15 protein-coding genes are annotated in these 18,708 nt (G+C 69.7%); 5 read left to right on the top strand and 10 right to left on the bottom strand.

What is annotated here, in order from left to right:
• The 5 genes from pgi to tkt all read right to left on the bottom strand — a co-directional run bounded on the left by pgi (window position 1) and on the right by tkt (window position 7,530).
• On the bottom strand, window positions 1–1,650 hold the full coding sequence (gene pgi / locus ACIQTP_RS07015) for a glucose-6-phosphate isomerase (RefSeq protein ID WP_403397046.1): 1,650 nt from the start codon (window positions 1,648–1,650) through the stop codon (window positions 1–3).
• On the bottom strand, window positions 1,643–2,581 hold the full coding sequence (gene opcA, locus ACIQTP_RS07010) for a glucose-6-phosphate dehydrogenase assembly protein OpcA (RefSeq protein ID WP_403397044.1): 939 nt from the start codon (window positions 2,579–2,581) through the stop codon (window positions 1,643–1,645). Before opcA ends, pgi begins: the two co-directional genes overlap by 8 nt.
• Window positions 2,578–4,104, bottom strand: a complete 1,527-nt coding sequence (gene zwf, locus ACIQTP_RS07005) for a glucose-6-phosphate dehydrogenase (RefSeq protein ID WP_403397296.1) — start codon at window positions 4,102–4,104, stop codon at window positions 2,578–2,580. The genes opcA and zwf overlap by 4 nt, the downstream gene beginning before the upstream one ends.
• Window positions 4,105–4,289: 185 nt before the next feature.
• Entirely contained in the window at window positions 4,290–5,435 is a 1,146-nt protein-coding gene (tal, locus tag ACIQTP_RS07000; protein WP_403397041.1) for a transaldolase, read from the bottom strand.
• A gap of 19 nt (window positions 5,436–5,454) precedes the next feature.
• Window positions 5,455–7,530 (bottom strand): transketolase, encoded by a 2,076-nt coding sequence (tkt, locus tag ACIQTP_RS06995; protein ID WP_403397039.1) that lies wholly within the window; start codon window positions 7,528–7,530, stop codon window positions 5,455–5,457.
• A 146-nt stretch (window positions 7,531–7,676) separates the two neighbouring features.
• Here tkt and ACIQTP_RS06990 point away from each other — a divergent pair, with 146 nt between their 5' ends.
• Window positions 7,677–8,588, top strand: a complete 912-nt coding sequence (locus ACIQTP_RS06990; RefSeq protein WP_403397037.1) for a helix-turn-helix domain-containing protein — start codon at window positions 7,677–7,679, stop codon at window positions 8,586–8,588.
• A gap of 99 nt (window positions 8,589–8,687) precedes the next feature.
• On the opposite strand, the gene ACIQTP_RS06985 is transcribed toward ACIQTP_RS06990, so the two are convergent.
• The 4 genes from ACIQTP_RS06985 to ACIQTP_RS06970 all read right to left on the bottom strand — a co-directional run bounded on the left by ACIQTP_RS06985 (window position 8,688) and on the right by ACIQTP_RS06970 (window position 12,948).
• Window positions 8,688–10,073 (bottom strand): glycoside hydrolase family 16 protein, encoded by a 1,386-nt coding sequence (locus ACIQTP_RS06985; RefSeq protein WP_402047549.1) that lies wholly within the window; start codon window positions 10,071–10,073, stop codon window positions 8,688–8,690.
• Between the two features lie 174 nt (window positions 10,074–10,247).
• Window positions 10,248–11,438: an Ig-like domain-containing protein gene (locus tag ACIQTP_RS06980; RefSeq protein WP_403397294.1), complete on the bottom strand. Its 1,191-nt coding sequence runs from the start codon at window positions 11,436–11,438 to the stop codon at window positions 10,248–10,250.
• A gap of 317 nt (window positions 11,439–11,755) precedes the next feature.
• Entirely contained in the window at window positions 11,756–12,523 is a 768-nt protein-coding gene (locus ACIQTP_RS06975) for an IclR family transcriptional regulator (RefSeq protein ID WP_403397034.1), read from the bottom strand.
• Window positions 12,520–12,948 (bottom strand): MarR family winged helix-turn-helix transcriptional regulator, encoded by a 429-nt coding sequence (locus ACIQTP_RS06970; RefSeq protein ID WP_402047555.1) that lies wholly within the window; start codon window positions 12,946–12,948, stop codon window positions 12,520–12,522. Before ACIQTP_RS06970 ends, ACIQTP_RS06975 begins: the two co-directional genes overlap by 4 nt.
• A gap of 273 nt (window positions 12,949–13,221) precedes the next feature.
• Here ACIQTP_RS06970 and ACIQTP_RS06965 point away from each other — a divergent pair, with 273 nt between their 5' ends.
• From ACIQTP_RS06965 to ACIQTP_RS06950, 4 genes are read left to right on the top strand one after another with little or no spacing between them, the layout of a single operon-like run.
• Window positions 13,222–14,139: an SDR family NAD(P)-dependent oxidoreductase gene (locus ACIQTP_RS06965; protein WP_402047558.1), complete on the top strand. Its 918-nt coding sequence runs from the start codon at window positions 13,222–13,224 to the stop codon at window positions 14,137–14,139.
• On the top strand, window positions 14,139–15,011 hold the full coding sequence (locus ACIQTP_RS06960; RefSeq protein WP_403397029.1) for an amidohydrolase family protein: 873 nt from the start codon (window positions 14,139–14,141) through the stop codon (window positions 15,009–15,011). The genes ACIQTP_RS06965 and ACIQTP_RS06960 overlap by 1 nt, the downstream gene beginning before the upstream one ends.
• Window positions 15,012–15,021: 10 nt before the next feature.
• Window positions 15,022–16,530 (top strand): o-succinylbenzoate--CoA ligase, encoded by a 1,509-nt coding sequence (menE, locus tag ACIQTP_RS06955; protein WP_403397026.1) that lies wholly within the window; start codon window positions 15,022–15,024, stop codon window positions 16,528–16,530.
• A 12-nt stretch (window positions 16,531–16,542) separates the two neighbouring features.
• Window positions 16,543–16,998: a MaoC family dehydratase gene (locus tag ACIQTP_RS06950; RefSeq protein ID WP_403397024.1), complete on the top strand. Its 456-nt coding sequence runs from the start codon at window positions 16,543–16,545 to the stop codon at window positions 16,996–16,998.
• Window positions 16,999–17,024: 26 nt separating this feature from the next.
• Here ACIQTP_RS06950 and ACIQTP_RS06945 read toward each other — a convergent pair whose 3' ends face one another.
• Entirely contained in the window at window positions 17,025–18,695 is a 1,671-nt protein-coding gene (locus tag ACIQTP_RS06945; RefSeq protein WP_403397021.1) for a histidinol-phosphatase, read from the bottom strand.
• Window positions 18,696–18,708: the final 13 nt, after the last annotated feature.

Below are 18,708 nucleotides of genomic sequence, written 5' to 3'. Positions count from 1 at the left end.
TCACTTCTTTCGGAGAGTGCGGTACGCGGCCACGAGGGCGGCGGTGGAGGGGTCGAGGCCGGGCACGTCGGCGCCTTCGGTGAGCGCGGGTTCGACCCGCTTGGCGAGGACCTTGCCGAGCTCGACGCCCCACTGGTCGAAGGAGTCGATGTTCCAGATCGCGCCCTGGACGAACACCTTGTGCTCGTAGAGGGCGATGAGCTGGCCGAGAACCGACGGCGTCAGCTCGCTCGCGAGGACGGTGGTCGTCGGGTGGTTGCCCTTGAACGTCTTGTGCGGGACCAGTTCCTCGGGCACACCCTCGGCGCGCACCTCGTCCGGCGTCTTGCCGAAGGCGAGGGCCTGGGTCTGCGCGAAGAAGTTCGCCATCAGCAGGTCGTGCTGGGCGGCGAGTTCGGGCTCCAGCTCGTCCACCGGGTTGGCGAAGCCGATGAAGTCGGCCGGGATCAGCTTCGTGCCCTGGTGGATGAGCTGGTAGTAGGCGTGCTGCCCGTTGGTCCCGGGCGTGCCCCACACCACCGGACCGGTCTGCCACTCCACCGGGTCGCCGTCGCGGTCCACCGACTTGCCGTTGGACTCCATGTCCAGCTGTTGCAGGTAGGCGGTGAACTTGGACAGGTAGTGCGAGTACGGCAGTACGGCGTGCGACTGGGCGTCGAAGAAGTTGCCGTACCAGACACCCAACAGGCCAAGGAGCAAGGGTGCGTTGGCCTCGGCGGGAGCCGTACGGAAGTGCTCGTCGACGAGCCTGAACCCGTCGAGCAGCTCCCGGAACCGGTCCGGGCCGATCGCGATCATCAACGACAGACCGATCGCCGAGTCGAAGGAGTAGCGTCCGCCGACCCAGTCCCAGAACCCGAACATGTTGGCCGGGTCGATACCGAAGTCCGACACCTTCCCGGCGTTCGTCGACAGCGCCACGAAGTGCTTGGCGACGGCCTTCTCGTCACCGTCCAGCGCGTCGAGGAGCCAGGTCCGTGCCGAGGTGGCGTTGGTGATGGTCTCGATGGTGGTGAAGGTCTTGGAGGCGACGATGAACAGCGTTTCCGCCGGGTCCAGGTCCCGGGTCGCCTCGTGCAGATCGGCGCCGTCAACGTTCGACACGAACCGCACGGTCAGCGAACGGTCCGTGAAGGCGCGCAGCGCCTCGTAGGCCATCGCCGGTCCGAGGTCGGAGCCGCCGATACCGATGTTGACGACGTTCTTGATGCGCTTGCCGGTGTGACCGGTCCACTCGCCCGCACGGACCCGCTCGGCGAAGTCGGCCATCTTGTCGAGCACGGCGTGCACGCCGGGGACGACGTTCTCGCCGTCGACCTCGATCACCGCGTTCCGCGGGGCGCGCAGCGCGGTGTGCAGCACCGCCCGGTCCTCGGTGACGTTGATGCGCTCACCGCGGAACATCGCGTCCCGCAGCCCGAACACGTCGGTGGCGGTGGCCAGTTCCTGGAGGAGGGCGAGGGTCTCGTCCGTGATCAGGTGCTTGGAGTAGTCGATCCGCAGATCGCCGACCCGCACGACATAGCGCTCCGCGCGGGCGGGATCGGCGGCGAACAGCTCACGCAGCCGCGGGTGGAGCAGACCGTCCGCGCGGTGGTCCTCCAGGGCCACCCACTCCGGACGCCGCGTGAGCTTGGGGGAGTCAGACATGACGGGGGGTCTCCTTGGTGCCGCCCTCGCCCCGCAGGGCGACGGCGTACATCTCGTCCGCGTCGAGGCGGCGCAACTCCTCGGCGATCAGCTCGGCAGTGCTGCGCACCTTCAGCGCGAGGGTGCGGGAGGGCTGCCCCGGCAGCGACAGGGTGGCCAGCGGTCCCTCGGGCCGGTCGATCACGATCTCGCCGTTCTCCGTGCCGAGCCGTACCGCGGTCACCACCGGACCGGCGGTGACGACCCGCTCGACCGGCACGTCGAGCCGGGCGCCCAGCCAGCGGGCGAGCAGCTCGGCGCTCGGGTTGTCGGCCTCGCTCTCGACGGCGGCCGAGATCACCTTCGTACGGGCCTGGTCGAGCGCGGCGGCCAGCATCGAGCGCCAGGGTGTCAGCCGGGTCCACGCCAGGTCGGTGTCGCCCGGCGCGTACGAGTGGACGCGGGCCTCCAGGGCCGTGAGCGGCGCCTCGACGGCGTACATGTCGGTGATCCTGCGCTGTGCGAGGGCGCCCAGCGGGTCCTTGGCGGGCACCTCGGGGGCGTCCACCGGCCACCAGACGACGACGGGCGCGTCCGGCAGCAGCAGCGGCAGCACCACGGAGTCGGCGTGGTCGGACACCTCTCCGTAGGTCCGCAGTACGACGGTCTCACCGGCGCCGGAGTCGGCGCCCACCCGGACCTCGGCGTCGAGGCGCGAGTTGGTGCGGTCGCGCGGGGTGCGGGCGTGCCGCTTGATGACGACCAGGGTGCGCGAGGGGTGCTCGCGCGAGGCCTCCTCGGCGGCCTTGATCGAGTCGTACGCGTTCTCTTCGTCGGTGACGATGACCATCGTCAGGACCATGCCCACGGCGGGAGTGCCGATGGCGCGGCGCCCCTGCACGAGCGCCTTGTTGATCTTGCTTGCCGTGGTGTCGGTCAGGTCGATCTTCATGGCCTGCGCCAGCTCCGTCCGTCTCGTGCGAGCATCTCGTCGGCTTCCTTCGGACCCCAGCTGCCCGAGGGGTACTGCGCGGGCTTGCCATGGGTCTCCCAGTAGTCCTCGATCGGGTCGAGGACCTTCCAGGACTCTTCCACCTCCTGGTGACGGGGGAAGAGATTGGCGTCGCCGAGCAGGACATCCAGAATCAGCCGTTCGTACGCCTCCGGGCTGGACTCGGTGAACGACTCGCCGTAGGCGAAGTCCATCGTGACGTCCCGGATCTCCATCGACGTACCCGGGACCTTCGATCCGAAGCGCACCGTCATGCCCTCGTCGGGCTGGACGCGGATGACGATCGCGTTCTGGCCGAGCTCCTCGGTGGCGGTCGAGTCGAACGGTGAGTGCGGGGCGCGCTGGAAGACGACCGCGATCTCCGTCACCCGCCGGGCGAGGCGCTTGCCGGTGCGCAGATAGAAGGGGACGCCCGCCCAGCGGCGGTTGTCGACCTCCAGCTTGACGGCCGCGTAGGTGTCGGTCGTCGACTTGGGGTCGATGCCCTCCTCCTGCAGATAGCCGCGCACCTTCTCGCCGCCCTGCCAGGCCGCCGCGTACTGGCCGCGCACGGTGTGCTCGCCCAGGTTCTCCGGCAGCTTCACCGACTTGAGGACCTTGAGCTTCTCGGTCAGCAGCGACTCGGCGTCGAAGGCGATCGGCTCCTCCATGGCGGTCAGCGCCATCAGCTGGAGCAGGTGGTTCTGGATCACGTCACGGGCCGAACCGATGCCGTCGTAGTAGCCGGCCCGGCCGCCGATGCCGATGTCCTCGGCCATGGTGATCTGCACGTGGTCGACGTACGACCGGTTCCAGATCGGCTCGTACATCTGGTTGGCGAAGCGGAGCGCCAGGATGTTCTGGACGGTCTCCTTGCCGAGGTAGTGGTCGATGCGGAAGACCTGCTCCGGGTCGAACACGTCGTGCACGAGCGCGTTCAGCTCGCGCGCGCTCTCGAGGTCGTGGCCGAACGGCTTCTCGATGACCGCGCGCCGCCAGGAACCCTCCGGCGGGCTGGCGAGCCCGTGCTTCTTGAGCTGCTGGACGACCTTCGGGAAGAACTTCGGGGGCACGGAGAGATAGAACGCGTAGTTGCCGCTGGTGCCCCTGGCCGCGTCCAGCTCCTCGATGGCGGAGCGCAGCTGCGTGAACGCCTTGTCGTCGTCGAAGGTGCCCGGGATGAATCGCATGCCCTCGGCGAGTTGCTGCCAGACCTCCTCCCGGAAGGGGGTGCGCGCGTGTTCCTTCACCGAGTCGTGCACGATCTGCGCGAAGTCCTCGTCCTCCCAGTCGCGGCGGGCGAACCCGACGAGCGAGAAGCCCGGCGGCAGCAGCCCGCGGTTGGCGAGGTCGTAGACGGCCGGCATCAGCTTCTTGCGGGACAGGTCGCCGGTGACACCGAAGATGACGAGGCCCGAGGGACCCGCGATACGGGGGAGGCGGCGGTCGCGGGGGTCGCGGAGCGGGTTCTCCCATTCCGCCATCGGAACGGGGCCGTTGCTCTTGGCCTCCGCCTTCACATCGGCTGCCTTCACATCGACCGGCTTCACATCGACCGGCTTCACGTCGTCCGCCTTCACATCGACCGGCTCCACGGTCGCGTCACCAGGTCCCTCCGGCGTGGTGGCCGCATCCTGCGGGTTACCGTCGGGAAGCGCTTCATGCTCCGTCATTCCCCCTCAACTCCCTTGCTGCTCAGCGAAGTCGCGACCGCGTCGAGCAGATCACCCCAGGCCGCCTCGAACTTCGAGACGCCCTCGTCCTCCAGCAGGTCGACCACCTCGTCGTAGGAGATCCCGAGCCCTTCCACGGCGGCCAGGTCGGCGCGCGCCTGGGCGTAGCCGCCGGTCACCGCGTCGCCGTGGATGTCACCGTGGTCGGCCGTGGCGTTGAGCGTCGCCTCCGGCATGGTGTTGACCGTGCCCGGCGCGACCAGCTCGTCGACGTACAACGTGTCCTTGTACGAGGGGTCCTTGACGCCCGTCGAGGCCCACAGCGGGCGCTGCTTGTTGGCGCCGGCCGGAGCGAGCGCGGTCCAGCGGGCGGAGGCGAACACCTCTTCGTACGCCTGGTAGGCGAGCCGCGCGTTGGCGAGCGCCGCCCTGCCCTTGAGCGCGAGGGCCTCGTCGGTCCCGACCTTCGTCAGCCGCTTGTCGATCTCGCTGTCGACGCGGGAGACGAAGAAGGAGGCGACGGAGTGGATGGTGGCCAGGTCGATGCCCGCAGCCTTGGCCTTCTCCAGGCCCGCCAGGTAGGCGTCCATCACCTCGCGGTAGCGCTCCAGGGAGAAGATCAGCGTGACGTTGACGCTGATGCCGAGGCCGATGACCTCGGTGATCGCCGGGAGACCGGCCTTCGTCGCCGGGATCTTGATCATCACGTTCGGGCGGTCGACGAGCCAGGCGAGCTGCTTGGCCTCGGCGACGGTCGCGCCGGTGTTGTGGGCGAGGCGCGGGTCGACCTCGATGGAGACCCGGCCGTCACGGCCGGCGGTCGCGTCGTGGACCGGGCGCAGGATGTCGGCGGCGGCGCGGACATCGGCCGTCGTCATCATCCGGACGGCCTCGTCGACCGTCACGCCGCGCTCGGCCAGGTCGGCGAGCTGCTCCTCGTACCCCTCACCGGAGCCGATGGCGGCCTGGAAGATGGAGGGGTTGGTGGTGACGCCCACCACGTGCCTGGTCTGGACGAGTTCGGCGAGGTTGCCGGAGGCGATGCGCTTGCGGGAGAGGTCGTCCAGCCAGATGGAGACGCCTTCGTCGGAGAGGCGCTTCAGGGTTACCGCGGTCGCGGTTGCTTCGGTCACAGTGATCATCTTCCTTCGTGCGAACGGATCAGCCGCGGGCGGCGGTGAGGGATTCCCGCGCGGCGGCGGCGACGTTCTCGGCGGTGAAACCGAACTCGGCGAACAGGGTCTTGGCGTCGGCGGAAGCGCCGAAGTGCTCGAGCGAGACGATGCGTCCGTGGTCACCGACGTAGCGGTACCAGGTCAGGCCGATGCCCGCCTCGACCGCCACGCGGGCCTTCACGGACGGCGGAAGGACGCTCGCCCGGTACTCCGGGGACTGCTCCTCGAACCACTCCACGGACGGCATCGACACGACCCGGGTGCCGATTCCCTCGGCCTCCAGCAGCTCACGCGCCTCGACGGCGAGGTGCACCTCGGAGCCGGTGGCGATCAGAACCAGGTCGGGCGTCTCGGTGGAGGCGTCACGCAGCACGTAACCACCCTTGGCGGCCTCGGAGTTGGCCTCGTAGGTGGGTACGCCCTGGCGGGTCAGGGCCAGTCCGTGCGGGGCGGGGTTGGTGGCGTGCCGCTTGAGGATCTCGGCCCAGGCGATCGCGGTCTCGTTGGCGTCGGCCGGGCGGACGATGTTCAGGCCCGGGATGGCGCGCAGCGAGGCCAGGTGCTCGACCGGCTGGTGGGTCGGGCCGTCCTCGCCCAGGCCGATCGAGTCGTGCGTCCACACGTACGTGACCGGGAGCTGCATCAGCGCGGACAGACGCACGGCGTTGCGCATGTAGTCGGAGAACACCAGGAAGGTGCCGCCGTAGATGCGGGTGTTGCCGTGCAGCGCGATGCCGTTCATCTCCGCGGCCATGGAGTGCTCGCGGATGCCGAAGTGGACGGTACGGCCGTACGGGTCGGCCTCCGGCAGCGGGTTGCCCTTCGGCAGGAAGGAGGACGTCTTGTCGATGGTGGTGTTGTTCGAACCGGCCAGGTCGGCGGAGCCGCCCCACAGTTCGGGGATCACCGAGCCGAGCGCCTGCAGGACCTTGCCGGAAGCGGCGCGGGTGGCGACGGACGTGCCCGCCTCGAACGCCGGGAGCTCGTCCTGCCAGCCCTCGGGAAGCTGGCCGGCGACGATCCGGTCGAACAGCCTGGCCCGCTCGGGCTGCGCGGTGCGCCACTCGGCGATCCGCTTGTCCCAGGCCGCGTGCGCCTCGGCACCCCGGTCCAGGGCCTCGCGGGCGTGGGCGAGGACCTCGCCCGCGACCTCGAAGGACTTCTCCGGGTCGAAGCCCAGGAGACGCTTGGTGGCGGCGACCTCGTCCGCGCCCAGCGCGGAGCCGTGCGAGGCCTCGGTGTTCTGAGCGTTCGGCGCGGGCCACGCGATGATCGTGCGCATCGCGATGATCGAGGGCCGTCCGGTCTCGGCCCGCGCCGCCTTCAGCGCCGTGTACAGCGCGCGGACGTCGATGTCGCCGTCGGCCGAGGGCTCGATGCGCTGCACGTGCCAGCCGTACGCCTCGTAGCGCTTCAGCACATCCTCGGAGAACGCGGTGGCGGTGTCGCCCTCGATGGAGATGTGGTTGTCGTCGTAGACGAAGACCAGGTTGCCCAGCTTCTGGTGTCCCGCGAGGGAGGAGGCCTCGGCGGAGATGCCCTCCTCCAGGTCGCCGTCCGAGACGATGCCCCAGATGGTGTGGTCGAAGGGCGACTCACCCTCCGGCGCCTCGGGGTCGAACAGGCCACGCTCGTAACGGGCGGCCATCGCCATGCCCACCGCGTTCGCGACACCCTGCCCCAGCGGACCGGTGGTGGTCTCCACGCCCGCGGTGTGCCCGTACTCGGGGTGACCCGGAGTCTTCGAACCGTGCGTGCGGAACGCCTTCAGATCGTCCAGCCCGAGCTCGTACCCGGAGAGGAAGAGCTGAGTGTAAAGGGTCAGCGAGGTGTGACCGGGGGACAGGACGAACCGGTCGCGGCCGCTCCACTCCGGGTCGGCGGGGTCGTGTCGCATCACCTTCTGAAAGATCGTGTACGCGGCCGGGGCCAGGCTCATCGCGGTGCCCGGATGGCCGTTTCCGACCTTCTGCACGGCGTCAGCGGCCAGGATGCGGGCGGTGTCGACGGCCCGCCGGTCGAGCTCGGTCCATTCGAAGCCGTCGGGGCTCTGCGTACTCATCTTCAAGAAGTCCTCACTGGATCTGGAATCGCTGGTGGAACGCCTTCAAAACTAAAAGTCTGACTTTTGCCGGGGAAGGTGCCCGTGTGTCAGCCTTCGGTGAAAGTGGGACACGGAGTGCTGGAGCGAGTCGACGCGAGAGGGACATGGCGGACAGAACCACCCAAGGCGGAGCCGGGGGCGAAGGCGGGACCCAGGACGGGATCAGGACCTTCCCCTTCCCGGTCGATCTGAGCCTGTCCGGCGTCGGTATGCAGGTCGGCGCGATGGGGACCGGTCGCGTCTGGCACGCGGACGCCCCGCTGGAACGCGTACACCGCATCGACTTCCACGTCGTGATGCTCTTCCACGAGGGCCCGGTCAGACACATGATCGACTTCGCCGAGTACGAGGTGTCCGCGGGCGACATCCTGTGGATCCGGCCCGGTCAGGTGCACCGTTTCTCCCCCACCGACCGCTACCGCGGCACCGCCCTGATCATGCAGCCCGGCTTCCTGCCGCGCGCGACCGTCGAGGCGACCGGTCTCTACCGCTACGACCAGCCGCCGCTGCTGCGCCCCGGCGCCGCCCAACTGGCCGCCCTGGAGCACTCGCTCACCCAGCTGGAGCGCGAGTACGTCGACACCACCACGCTCCCGCTCAGCCTGCACACCTCGGTGCTGCGGCACTCCCTGACCGCGTTCCTGCTGCGCCTCGCCCACCTCGCGGCCAGCTCCGCGGAGGCGGCCCGCGGGCAGACCGACACCACCTTCACGCGCTTCCGGGACGCGGTCGAGAAGGACTTCGCCACCAACCACAGCGTCAGCGCGTACGCCGACGCCCTCGGCTACTCCCGCCGCACCCTGGTCCGCGCGGTGCGCGCGGCCACCGGGGAGACCCCGAAGGGATTCATCGACAAGCGCGTGGTCCTGGAAGCCAAGCGGCTGCTGGCCCACACGGAGATGCCCATCGGCCGCATCGGCGTCGCCGTGGGCTTCCCCGACTCGGCGAACTTCTCCAAGTTCTTCCACCTGCACACGGGCACGAGCCCGGTGGTGTTCCGGGCGGAGCTGCGCTGAGTCCGTGCCGAAGACAAGCTGAGACCGCGCCCAGGAAAAGGGGCGGGCCCGCGGGCCCGCCCCTTCACTCCTCGTACCGTTCGCCGAGGAACCTCCTCGTCAGTGGCCGAAGTCGAACCAGTTGACGTTCACGAAGTCGGCCGACTGGCCGCTGGTGAAGGTCAGATAGACGTCGTGAGTGCCGGTGACGCCGGTGATGTTGGCCGGGACCGTCCGCCAGCTCTGCCAGCCGCCGGTGTTGCCCACCGCGAAACTGCCGATGGGGGTGCTCGTACGGCTGTCGAGGCGCACCTCGACCAGACCGCTGACCCCGCTCGCCGCACCGCTCGCTACGCGCCCGATGAACTGTGTGGCCGCCGTGGAGCCGAAATTGACGCCCTTGTACAGCGCCCAGTCTCCGTTGGCCAGCGAGCCGATGTCCTGGCCGCCGCCGGTGTCCGTGGTGGCCTCGGTGATGGTGCCCGACTGGCTGTCGTACGACTCGGCCTGGATGGCGCTGTAGGCGTCACGGTTGCCCGTCGGAGGCGGTGTGGTACCGCTCCCACTGGCCTGCAGCACCTGGACGTAGTCCACGACCAGCGGGTGGCCGGGCTCGGTGCCGCTGTCCGGGCCCCCGCCGAACGCGTCGGGGAAACCGCCGCCCATCGCCACGTTCAGGATGACGAAGTAGCCGTGGTTGGTGGCGTTCGCCCAGGTGGTCGCGTCGACCTGGTTCGCCTTGACCGTATGGAAGTTGACGCCGTCGAGGTAGAAGCGGATCTCCTCGGGGCTCGTCGAGCGGTCCCACTCCATGGCGTACGTGTGGAAGCCGGCCTGACATGTGGTTCCGGCGCACGGGGTGTTGCCGCCGATGCCGCTGGTCTCGTTGCACGGGCCGCCCGGGTTGGTGCCGCAGTGCATGGTGGCCCACTCGGTGTTGAGGCCCTGGACGTTCTCCATGATGTCCAGCTCGCCGACGCTCGGCCAGTTCTGGTAGTTGCCGCGGTAGGGCGCGCCCAGCGTCCAGAAGGCGGGCCAGTAGCCCTTGGCGGCGGCGCCGGTCACGTTCGGCATCTGGAGGCGCGCCTCGACGCGGAGTTTGCCGCCCGCGGGCGGCTGGAAGTCGGTGCGAGTGGTCTCGATACGGCCCGAGGTCCAGTTGCCGGAGGCGTCCCGGCGCGGGGTGATCAAAAGGTTGCCGTTGCCGTCGAGCGCCACGTTGTTGGTGCTTGAGGTCATCGTCTCGACCTCGCCGGTGCCCCAGTTGGCGGCGCCGCCCGGGTAACTGGTGCCGGTGTCGTACTGCCAGTTGGAGGTGTTGACGCCGGAGCCGGCCGCCCCGTTGAAGTCGTCGACGAAGACCTGGGACCAGCCGGCCGGGGGAGTGGGCGCGGACGCGTTCGCGGGGAGGACCGCGGCCACGGCCAGGGTCAGTGTGCCGACCGCGGCCAGGATGATGCGCCGCAGGGGGCCGCGTCTGACAGGTGCGCCGGAGGGTTCACTCATGAATGCCTCTTCGGTACGGAGTGGGGGTGCGCGGGTGCTGCGTGAGAGCGCTCTCAAGCAAGGTGCGCGGCCAATGTGCTCTCTGTCACTCCGAGCGTCAAGAGGTAAAGCCGAGAAACTCCTTTCCCTGTACGGGAGTTCATGCAATGAAGAGTGGGATGCGCGGGGCCCTGCCTAGAGGGCGCTGCCCGCCTTCCAGTCCGACCAGGACAGGTTCCAGCCGTTGAGGCCGTTGGAGGCCTCGACGGTCTTCTCGCCCGAGTTCTTGACGACGACGACATCCCCGAGCATCGAACTGGCATAGAACTTGTAGCCCGGCACGGAGCTGTCGTTCGCGCCCTTGGCGTCGTGCAGGCCGACACATCCGTGGCTGGTGTTGGTGGAGCCGAAGACCGAGGTCGAGGCCCAGTAGTTGCCGTGGATGAAGGTGCCGGAGGTGGTCAGGCGCTGGGCGTGCGGGACGTCCGAGATGTCGTACTCGTCGCCGAGCCCGACGGTCGAGGACTCCATCCGGGTCTGCTTGAACCGCTCGCTGATCACCATGATCCCGGACCAGGTGGTGTGGTCGGCGTCGCCACCGCTCACCGGGTAGGTGGCGAGGGCGGAGCCGTCGCGCTCGACGGTCATGGTCTTCTTCGCCAGGTCGACCGTGCTGATCTGACGGCGGCCGATGTGGAAGGTGACGTCCTTGGACTGGGTGCCGTAGACGCCGGTCGCGCCTTCGACGTCCTTGAGACGCAGGCTCAGCGTGATCTTCGTGCCCGCGGCCCAGTACTCCTCGGGCCGGAAGTCGAGGCGAGTGTCGCTGAACCAGTGGCCGACCACCTCGACCGCGGGCTCCGCCGTCACCGTGATCGCCTTTTCCACGGCGGCCCGGTCCTTCACGGCCTCGGTGAAGTTGATCGACACGGGCATGCCGACACCGGAGGTCGAATTCGCCTCGGGCGTGAAATAGCCCACGAACGTTTCCGAGGGCTGCTTGGTGACGAAGCTCGCGCTCTGTGCGGCGGCGCCCTTCGGCGTGGCCGTGACCGTGTATTTGGTGCCCGAGTAGGGGTTTTTCGTGGACGTCCATTTCGTACGGGCGTCATCGAAGGATCCGGCCAGGGTGGAGCCGTCGTTTCCGCTGACCTCGACGCTCGCGAGGGTGCCGTGGCTGACGGTGACCTCGACCGGGCTCGTGAAACCGGCCTTCTTCGTGCCGTCGGCCGGGGTGACGGTCACGGTCGGGGTCTTGACCTCGGCTTTCGTGCTCGCGTCCGCCGTCGAGCCCGCCTTGGCGTCCGTTCCCTCCGAGGCGTCCGCCGAGCCGCTGCAGCCCGCGAGGATGCCCACGGCCGGCACGGCGCCGAGGGCGGCCAGCACCCCGCGCCGCGACCAGGCCTGCCGTTCGGACCGGTTCGCCGTCCGCCGTTCGGACCGGTTCGCCCTCCGCCGCTCGGACCGGTTCGAATTCTTCGCGAAGCCCACGGCACGCCTTTCCTGGATGACCACCACGACTGCTGGTGCATCCTGCGCCGCCTTCCTTGGGCGATTCTTTGAAATCCGGGGCTGCCGCCTGAGATGTGCGTGAAGAGGACCTGAGAATCGTCCTTCCCTACGTAGTCCTTGGGTGCCGTCAGCGAAGCCGGCGGGCAGTTGAACCTCCGCCGGCCTCATCGCCGAGGGCCCTCCAGGGAGCCTCAGGTGCCCGGCTCGGGCCGTGTCCGCGGCTGCCACCCCAGGGCGCGGGAGATCCCCCGCGCCGCCAGCCGTACCGCCGGAACCAACGCCGGTACCTGGGAGTCGTGTTCGGGGACCACGACGGAGACGGCCGCGACCACCGCGCCACCCGCGCCGCGCACCGGAGCGGCGACCGACAGGGCGTCGTCGGTGACCTGACGGCTGCTCACCGCCACGCCGGTGTGCCGGACTTCGGCGAGCGCGCGGCGCAGGCGGGCCCCGTCGGTGAGGGTGTGCGGGGTGAACGCGGCCAACGGCCCTGAACAGTAGGCCTCTTGGGACGCGGAATCGCCGTGGGCCAGCAGCGCGAGGCCCACGCCCGTCGCGTGCAGCGGCCAGCGGGCGCCCACCTGGATACGTACACCGACCGCGGAGCGTGCGGAGATCCACTCGATGTAGACGACCTCGGAGCCGTCGCGGACCGCCATCTGCACGTTCTCGTGCGTGGCCTCGTACAGGTCCTCCAGGTACGGCAGCGCGATCTGGCGGAGGGCCAGGCCACGGGGTGCGAGGGCCGCGACCTCCCAGAGGCGCAGACCCACGTGGTAGACGCCGTCCGCGTCCCGCTCCAGTGCGCCCCAGTCGGTGAGGGCGCCCACCAGCCGGTGCGCGGTGGTGAGGGTGAGTCCGGCCCGGCGGCTGATTCCCGTCAGGGAGAGTGCCGCGTGCTGGTGGTCGAAGGCGGCGAGCACGGCGAGCAGACGGTCGGGCGCGGACAGCGTGGTCATGAGTTCAGTTCAGCTTCCGCGACCCGTTGCAGGAGCGTGTGCAGGACGTCCCGCTCGGCGGGGGCGAGCGGCTGGAGCAGGTCGTTCGTGACGCGCAGGCCCGCCTCGTCCGTGTCGCGCAGGAACGCCCGGCCGTCGTCCGTGAGTACGACGATCCGGCTGCGGCGGTCGTCCGGCGACGGGCGGCGTTCGGCGAAACCGAGCTTCTCCAGGTCGTCGACGAGTCCGACGATCGCGCTCGGGTCGTAGCCGAGCCGCGAGCTCAGCTCCCGCTGGAGCGCGCCCTCGGAGGTGGCCAGGAAGCGCAGCAGTGCGTAGTGGCGCAGCCGCAGCCCCGACTCCTGGAGGAAGGTGTTGAACAGCTGCCCGGAGCGAAGGCCCAGCCGGTACAGCAGATATCCGGTGTCGGCGTGCAGTCCGCGCATCCACGGCTCCTGGGCGTCGATGGGGGCGGGGCCGGTGGGCGGGCTGGTGGCGTGCTGCTGGCCTGCGATGACGGGCTCCCTGGGCCGGGCCCCGGGCGGGGCGGTTCCTTCGTGCCGGGTACGGCGCGATGTCGCACTGCGTACAGCATGCCGCACGGATGAGTCGGCAACAACTATTGACGTCAACAATGATTGTCCTTAGCTTCGATCTCGTAGCCGCAGCCCGGCATCGCAAGCCGCGCTTTGGACCCTCAGCGTCGAAGGGACCCCCTCGTGCCCAGCATCGATCTCACCGGCAAGGTGGCCGTCGTCACCGGCAGCGGCCGTGGCCTCGGCCTGGCCTACGCACACGCCCTTGCGGCCGTCGGCGCCCGCGTGGTCGTCAACGACGTCGACGAGGCCGTGGCCGAGCAGGCCGCGAAGTCCATCACCGCAGCGGGTGGCAAGGCCGTGGCCGAGGTGGTCCCGGTCGGCACCACCGAGGCGGCCGACCGGCTCGTCGCCCGTGCGGTGGAGGAGTTCGGACGGCTCGACATCCTGGTCACCAACGCGGGCATCCTGCGCGACAAGGTGCTGTGGAAGATGACCGACGAGGACTTCGACGCGGTGATCACCACGCATCTCAAGGGCACCTTCACCTGCGCCCGCGCCGCCGCCGTGCGCATGCGTGAGCAGGGCGAGGGCGGCTCGCTGATCCTGGTCGGCTCGCCGGCCGGGCAGCGCGGGAACTTCGGCCAGACGAACTACGCCGCCGCGAAGGCGGGCATCGCCGCCATGGCCCGTACCTGGTCGATGGAGTTGGGCCGCGCGGGCATCACCGTCAACGCGATCGTGCCGGTCGCCGCCACCGCGATGACCGAGACCATCCCCGCGTTCGCCCCGTACGTCGAGGCCATGAGGAGCGGCGAGCCGCTGCCCGACTTCCTCCGCAAGGGCGAGGGCTTCGGCACCCCCGAGGACTGCGCCGCCCTCGTCCCGTTCCTCGCCTCCGACGCCGCCCGCGGGGTCACCGGCCAGGCCATCGGCATCGGCGGTGACAAGGTGGCACTCTGGTCGCACCCCCAGGAGGTCAGGGCGGCGTACGCGGACGGCGGCTGGACCCCCGACACCCTGGCCGACGCCTGGGCCACGTCGGTCGGCGCCGAGCCGCAGACCGTCGGGATCCCCGCGCCGAAACTTCCGGAGGCGTGATGGACCTGAACGAACTCGTCGCGATCGACGTCCACACCCACGCGGAGGTGTCCTCGAAGGGCCACTCCTCGCTCGACGACGATCTGCACGACGCCTCCAGCGCCTACTTCAAGGTCGAGGGCAAACGGAAGCCCACCCTGGAGGAGACGGCCGCGTACTACCGCGAACGCGGGATGGCCGCCGTGATCTTCACGGTGGACGCCGAGTCCGCCACCGGCACCGCGCCCGTCCCGAACGAGGAGGTCGCCGAGGCCGCCGCCGCCCACCCCGACGTGCTGATCCCCTTCGCCTCCATCGACCCCTTCCGCGGCAAGGCGGGCGTCAAGCAGGCCCGCCGGCTGGTCGAGGAGTACGGAGTGAAGGGCTTCAAGTTCCACCCCAGCATCCAGGGCTTCTTCCCCAACGACAGGTCGGTGGCGTACGACCTGTACGAGGTGATCGAGGAGACCGGCACGATCGCCCTCTTCCACACCGGGCAGACGGGGATCGGGGCCGGGGTACCGGGCGGCGGCGGCATCCGGCTGAAGTACTCCAACCCCCTGCACGTGGACGACGTGGCCGCCGACTTCCCGCACCTCAAGATCATCCTGGCGCACCCCTCCTTCCCCTGGCAGGACGAGGCGCTGGCCGTCGCCACCCACAAGCCGGGCGTGCACATCGACCTGTCCGGCTGGTCGCCCAAGTACTTCCCGCCGCAACTCGTGCAGTACGCCAACACGCTGCTCAAGGACAAGGTGCTCTTCGGCTCCGACTACCCCGTCCTCACCCCCGACCGCTGGCTCGCCGACTTCGACAAGCTGACGATCAAGGACGAGGTCAAGCCGAAGATCCTCAAGGAGAACGCCGCCCGGCTGCTCGGGCTGACACCGTAAGGGGCCACAGATGCGCAATGAGGGACTGGGGTCGTGGCCCGCACGCCGGGCCCGCAAGACCCCGCACCGCACCGCCCTGATCCACGGCGACACCACCGTCGGCTATGCCGAGCTGTACGCCCGCACCACCCGCCTCGCCCACGCGCTGCGCGCGCTCGGACTGCGCCGCGGCGACCGCATCGCCTATCTCGGCCCCAACCACCCCTCCTACCTCGAAACCCTCTTCGCGGCGGGCACGCTCGGTGCGGTCTTCGTGCCGCTCAACCCACGCCTCGCCGGACCCGAGATCGCCTACCAGCTCAGCGACTCGGGCGCCAAGGTCCTCGTGTACGCGCCCTCGACGGCCGGTCTCGTCGCGGGGCTGCCGGGCCATGCGCACGTCCGGACGTTCGTCGAAGTCGGCTCCCGGTACGAGGAGTTGATCGACCGAGCCGCCGAGGAACCGATCGACCAGCCCGTCACCGCCGACGACATGTGCGTCATCATGTACACCTCGGGCACGACGGGCCGCCCCAAGGGCGCGATGCTCACCCACGGCAATCTGATCTGGAACGCGGTCAACGTCCTCGTCGACCACGACCTGACCGCCGACGAACGCGCCCTGGTCTGTGCCCCGTTGTTCCACACGGCCGGGCTGAACATGCTGACCCTTCCGGTGCTGCTCAAGGGCGGCACCTGCGTCCTGGTCGAGTCCTTCGACCCGGCGGCGACCCTCGACCTGATCGAACGGCACCGGATCACCTTCATGTTCGGCGTGCCGACCATGTTCGACCAGGTGGCCCGGCATCCCCGGTGGGCCGACGCCGACCTGTCCTCGCTGCGCATCCTCACCTGCGGCGGCTCACCCGTACCGACCCCGCTCATCGCCGCCTACCAGGAGCGCGGGCTCACCTTCCTCCAGGGCTACGGCATGACCGAGGCGTCGCCCGGCACCCTCTTCCTGGACGCGGAACACGCGGTCGGCAAGGCGGGCTCGGCGGGCGTGCCGCACTTCTTCAGTGATGTGCGGGTCGTACGGCCCGACTTCACGCCGGTCGGCATCGGGGAGACGGGCGAGGTCGTCGTCCGCGGGCCGCACGTCATGCCCGGGTACTGGGGCCTGCCCGACGAGACGGCCGCCGTGTTCGCCGACGGCTGGTTCCGCAGCGGGGACGCCGCCCGGGTCGACGAGGACGGCTATGTCTTCATCGTCGACCGCATCAAGGACATGATCATCTCGGGAGGCGAGAACATCTACCCCGCCGAGATCGAGGACCTGCTCCTCGGCCACCCCGGCATCGTCGAGTGCGCCGTCATCGGTGTCGCCGACGACAAGTGGGGCGAGGTGCCGCGCGCGGTCGTCGTCCCCCGCGAGGGCGTCGAGCTCGACCCGGACGAGGTCCTCGCCTCGCTCGCCGGAAGCCTCGCCAAGTACAAGATCCCGAAGTCGGTGGTCGTCGTGGACGAACTCCCGCGCACCGCCTCCGGAAAGCTCCTCAAGGCCCGTGTCCGTACGCGGTACGGGACCACCGACTCGTAGGCAAGGAAGCACATGAGCATCAAAGTGAACGGTCTCGACGAGCTCAAGAAGCTCGCCGGCGGCGACCTCGGTACCAGCGAGTGGATCGAGGTCACCCAGGAGCGGATCAACACCTTCGCCGACGCCACCGGCGACCACCAGTGGATCCACGTCGACCCGCGGAAGGCGGCAGGGGGCCCCTTCGGCGCGCCCATCGCGCACGGCTATCTGACCCTCTCCCTGTTCATCCCGCTCTTCACCGAGCTGCTGGAGGTCGAGGGCGTCTCGACGAAGGTCAACTACGGTCTGAACAAGGTGCGTTTCCCCGCCCCGGTGAAGGTCGGCTCGCGCATCCGGCTGGTCGCGAGGCTCGCCTCGGTCGAGGACGTGCCGGGCGGGGTACAGATCGCCGTCGACGGGACGTTGGAGATCGACGGCGGCGCGAAGCCCGCCGCCGTCCTCCAGAGCCTGTCGCGCTTCTACGCCTGACGGTCTACGTCGGACGGCTGTTCTCCCTACCTGCCGCCCACCACGTCGACGAAGACGGGGTTCGCGTAGAACCAGGTGTCGACCCACGGGTCACCGTTTCCGGGCACGTGCGGAATCGGGCCGTGCGGGTCGATCGAGGCGCCCAGGTAGCCCGTGCCGTTGCGGTTGCCGTCGCTGCCGCGCAGCCGCACATAGAAGGACTCGTCACCGGCGAGCAGCGGGATGCGCAGGGTGTACGTGCCCTTGCGGCCGCTCACGTCCACCGTGCGGACGACCTTGGTGTCGGGCGCGTGCCAGTCGTCGCGGTCGGCGGCCGGGCCGCGCACCGCGCCGCGGAGCACATCGATGTGCGCCAACTCCGGCAGGATTCCATGGGGGTTGGCGCGCGAGGCGGTCGTCACGGTGACCGACAGCGTGAGCTTCTCGCCCTTGCGGACACGGATCCGGCCACCCATGGTGACGCCCGGACCGTGGTCGCAGTCCCGCTTCACCCGGACGTCGAGCCCGTCGAGCAGGTGCCCGTGGTCGAGCCAGACGCGGCCCGCGCGCAGGCCCGCCATCACGGCGCGGTAGCCGTAGCGGGTCACGCCCACGTGGGTGCGGCTGAACTGGCCGGGCCAGAAGTCGCCGCCCGGCTGCTGGGAGTCGGTGTTCACCGGGTCGGGAATGTGCCCGGTGTTGTCGAAGTTCTGCCCGGGTGCCCAGTCGCCGTTCTTCCAGGTGTCGAAGACGACGCGGTGCACATCGGAGTTGGTGGTGATGGTGAACAGCCTGCCCTCGGCGAGCATCGCGTCCCACATGCCGCCGACGGTCGCGGTCATCCAGTCGAAGCCGCCGTACAGCACGTACGCGTCCTCCGGGTACCCGGCGAAGGAGTCCGCGGACGGCTTGTTGGTGTACTCGCCGCGCTGCGAGCCCGACCCGACCCAGCCGGGGATGCCTCCGCCCTGGGCGCCGGGCGCGCCCTCCATGCCGATCATGATCTCGGGCGCCGCGTCCCGCCAGTTGCGCAGCTCGTGCGGGGAGTCGATGCCCAGGCGCGTGGGGTGGTTGGCGAGGACGAGCACGTCGTCGACGTAACCGGTGCGGCGCTGCTCCGCGAGCCACTTGAGGGCCTTGACCGCGTGGGCCTCGTTGCGGGCCGTGTCGGGGCTGGTCGGCGAGCCCGCCGTGTAGCCCAGCAGCTTGCCGTCGTAGGCGAGTTCGAACTTCGTGAGCAGATCCGCCTCGTGCCGGCCGGGCGCCGCGAAGACCGTGGCGTGCTCGGCGCCCGGTATGTACCACTCCAGGCCCTGGAAGATCAGCTGACGCGGGTTCTCGGCACGCGCCTTCAGGATCTCCTGGTGCTCCAGCTGGGCGCCGTAGTTGGCGTGCCCGAAGTTGGAGTGCTCGTTGAAGACCATCCAGTCCAGGCCGTACTTCGCGCTCGCCCGGGCGAGCTGGGAGAACGTGTACTTCGCGTCGTGGCTGTACACGGAGTGGATGTGGTGGTCACCGACGAGATAGGCGAGGCGCGGGTCGTCGCCGCCGAGGCGCCGGGAGTCGGCCGCCGCGGGCGTGGCGAGCGACCCCACCGCGAAGGCCGCCCCGAACAGGCCGGCGCCGCGCAACAGCCCGCGCCGTGAGACGCCCTGCGGGTCCAGCGCGGCGGGGGAGACGGATGGATCGGCCCAGGCGGGCAGTCGCTGCTCGGACATGCGGAAGTTCTCC

This window comes from Streptomyces sp. NPDC090798 (genome assembly GCF_044768965.1).
GTDB lineage: Bacteria > Actinomycetota > Actinomycetes > Streptomycetales > Streptomycetaceae > Streptomyces.
Note: the sequence above shows the minus strand (reverse complement) of the source record. Positions and strands in the feature narration are given on the sequence as shown.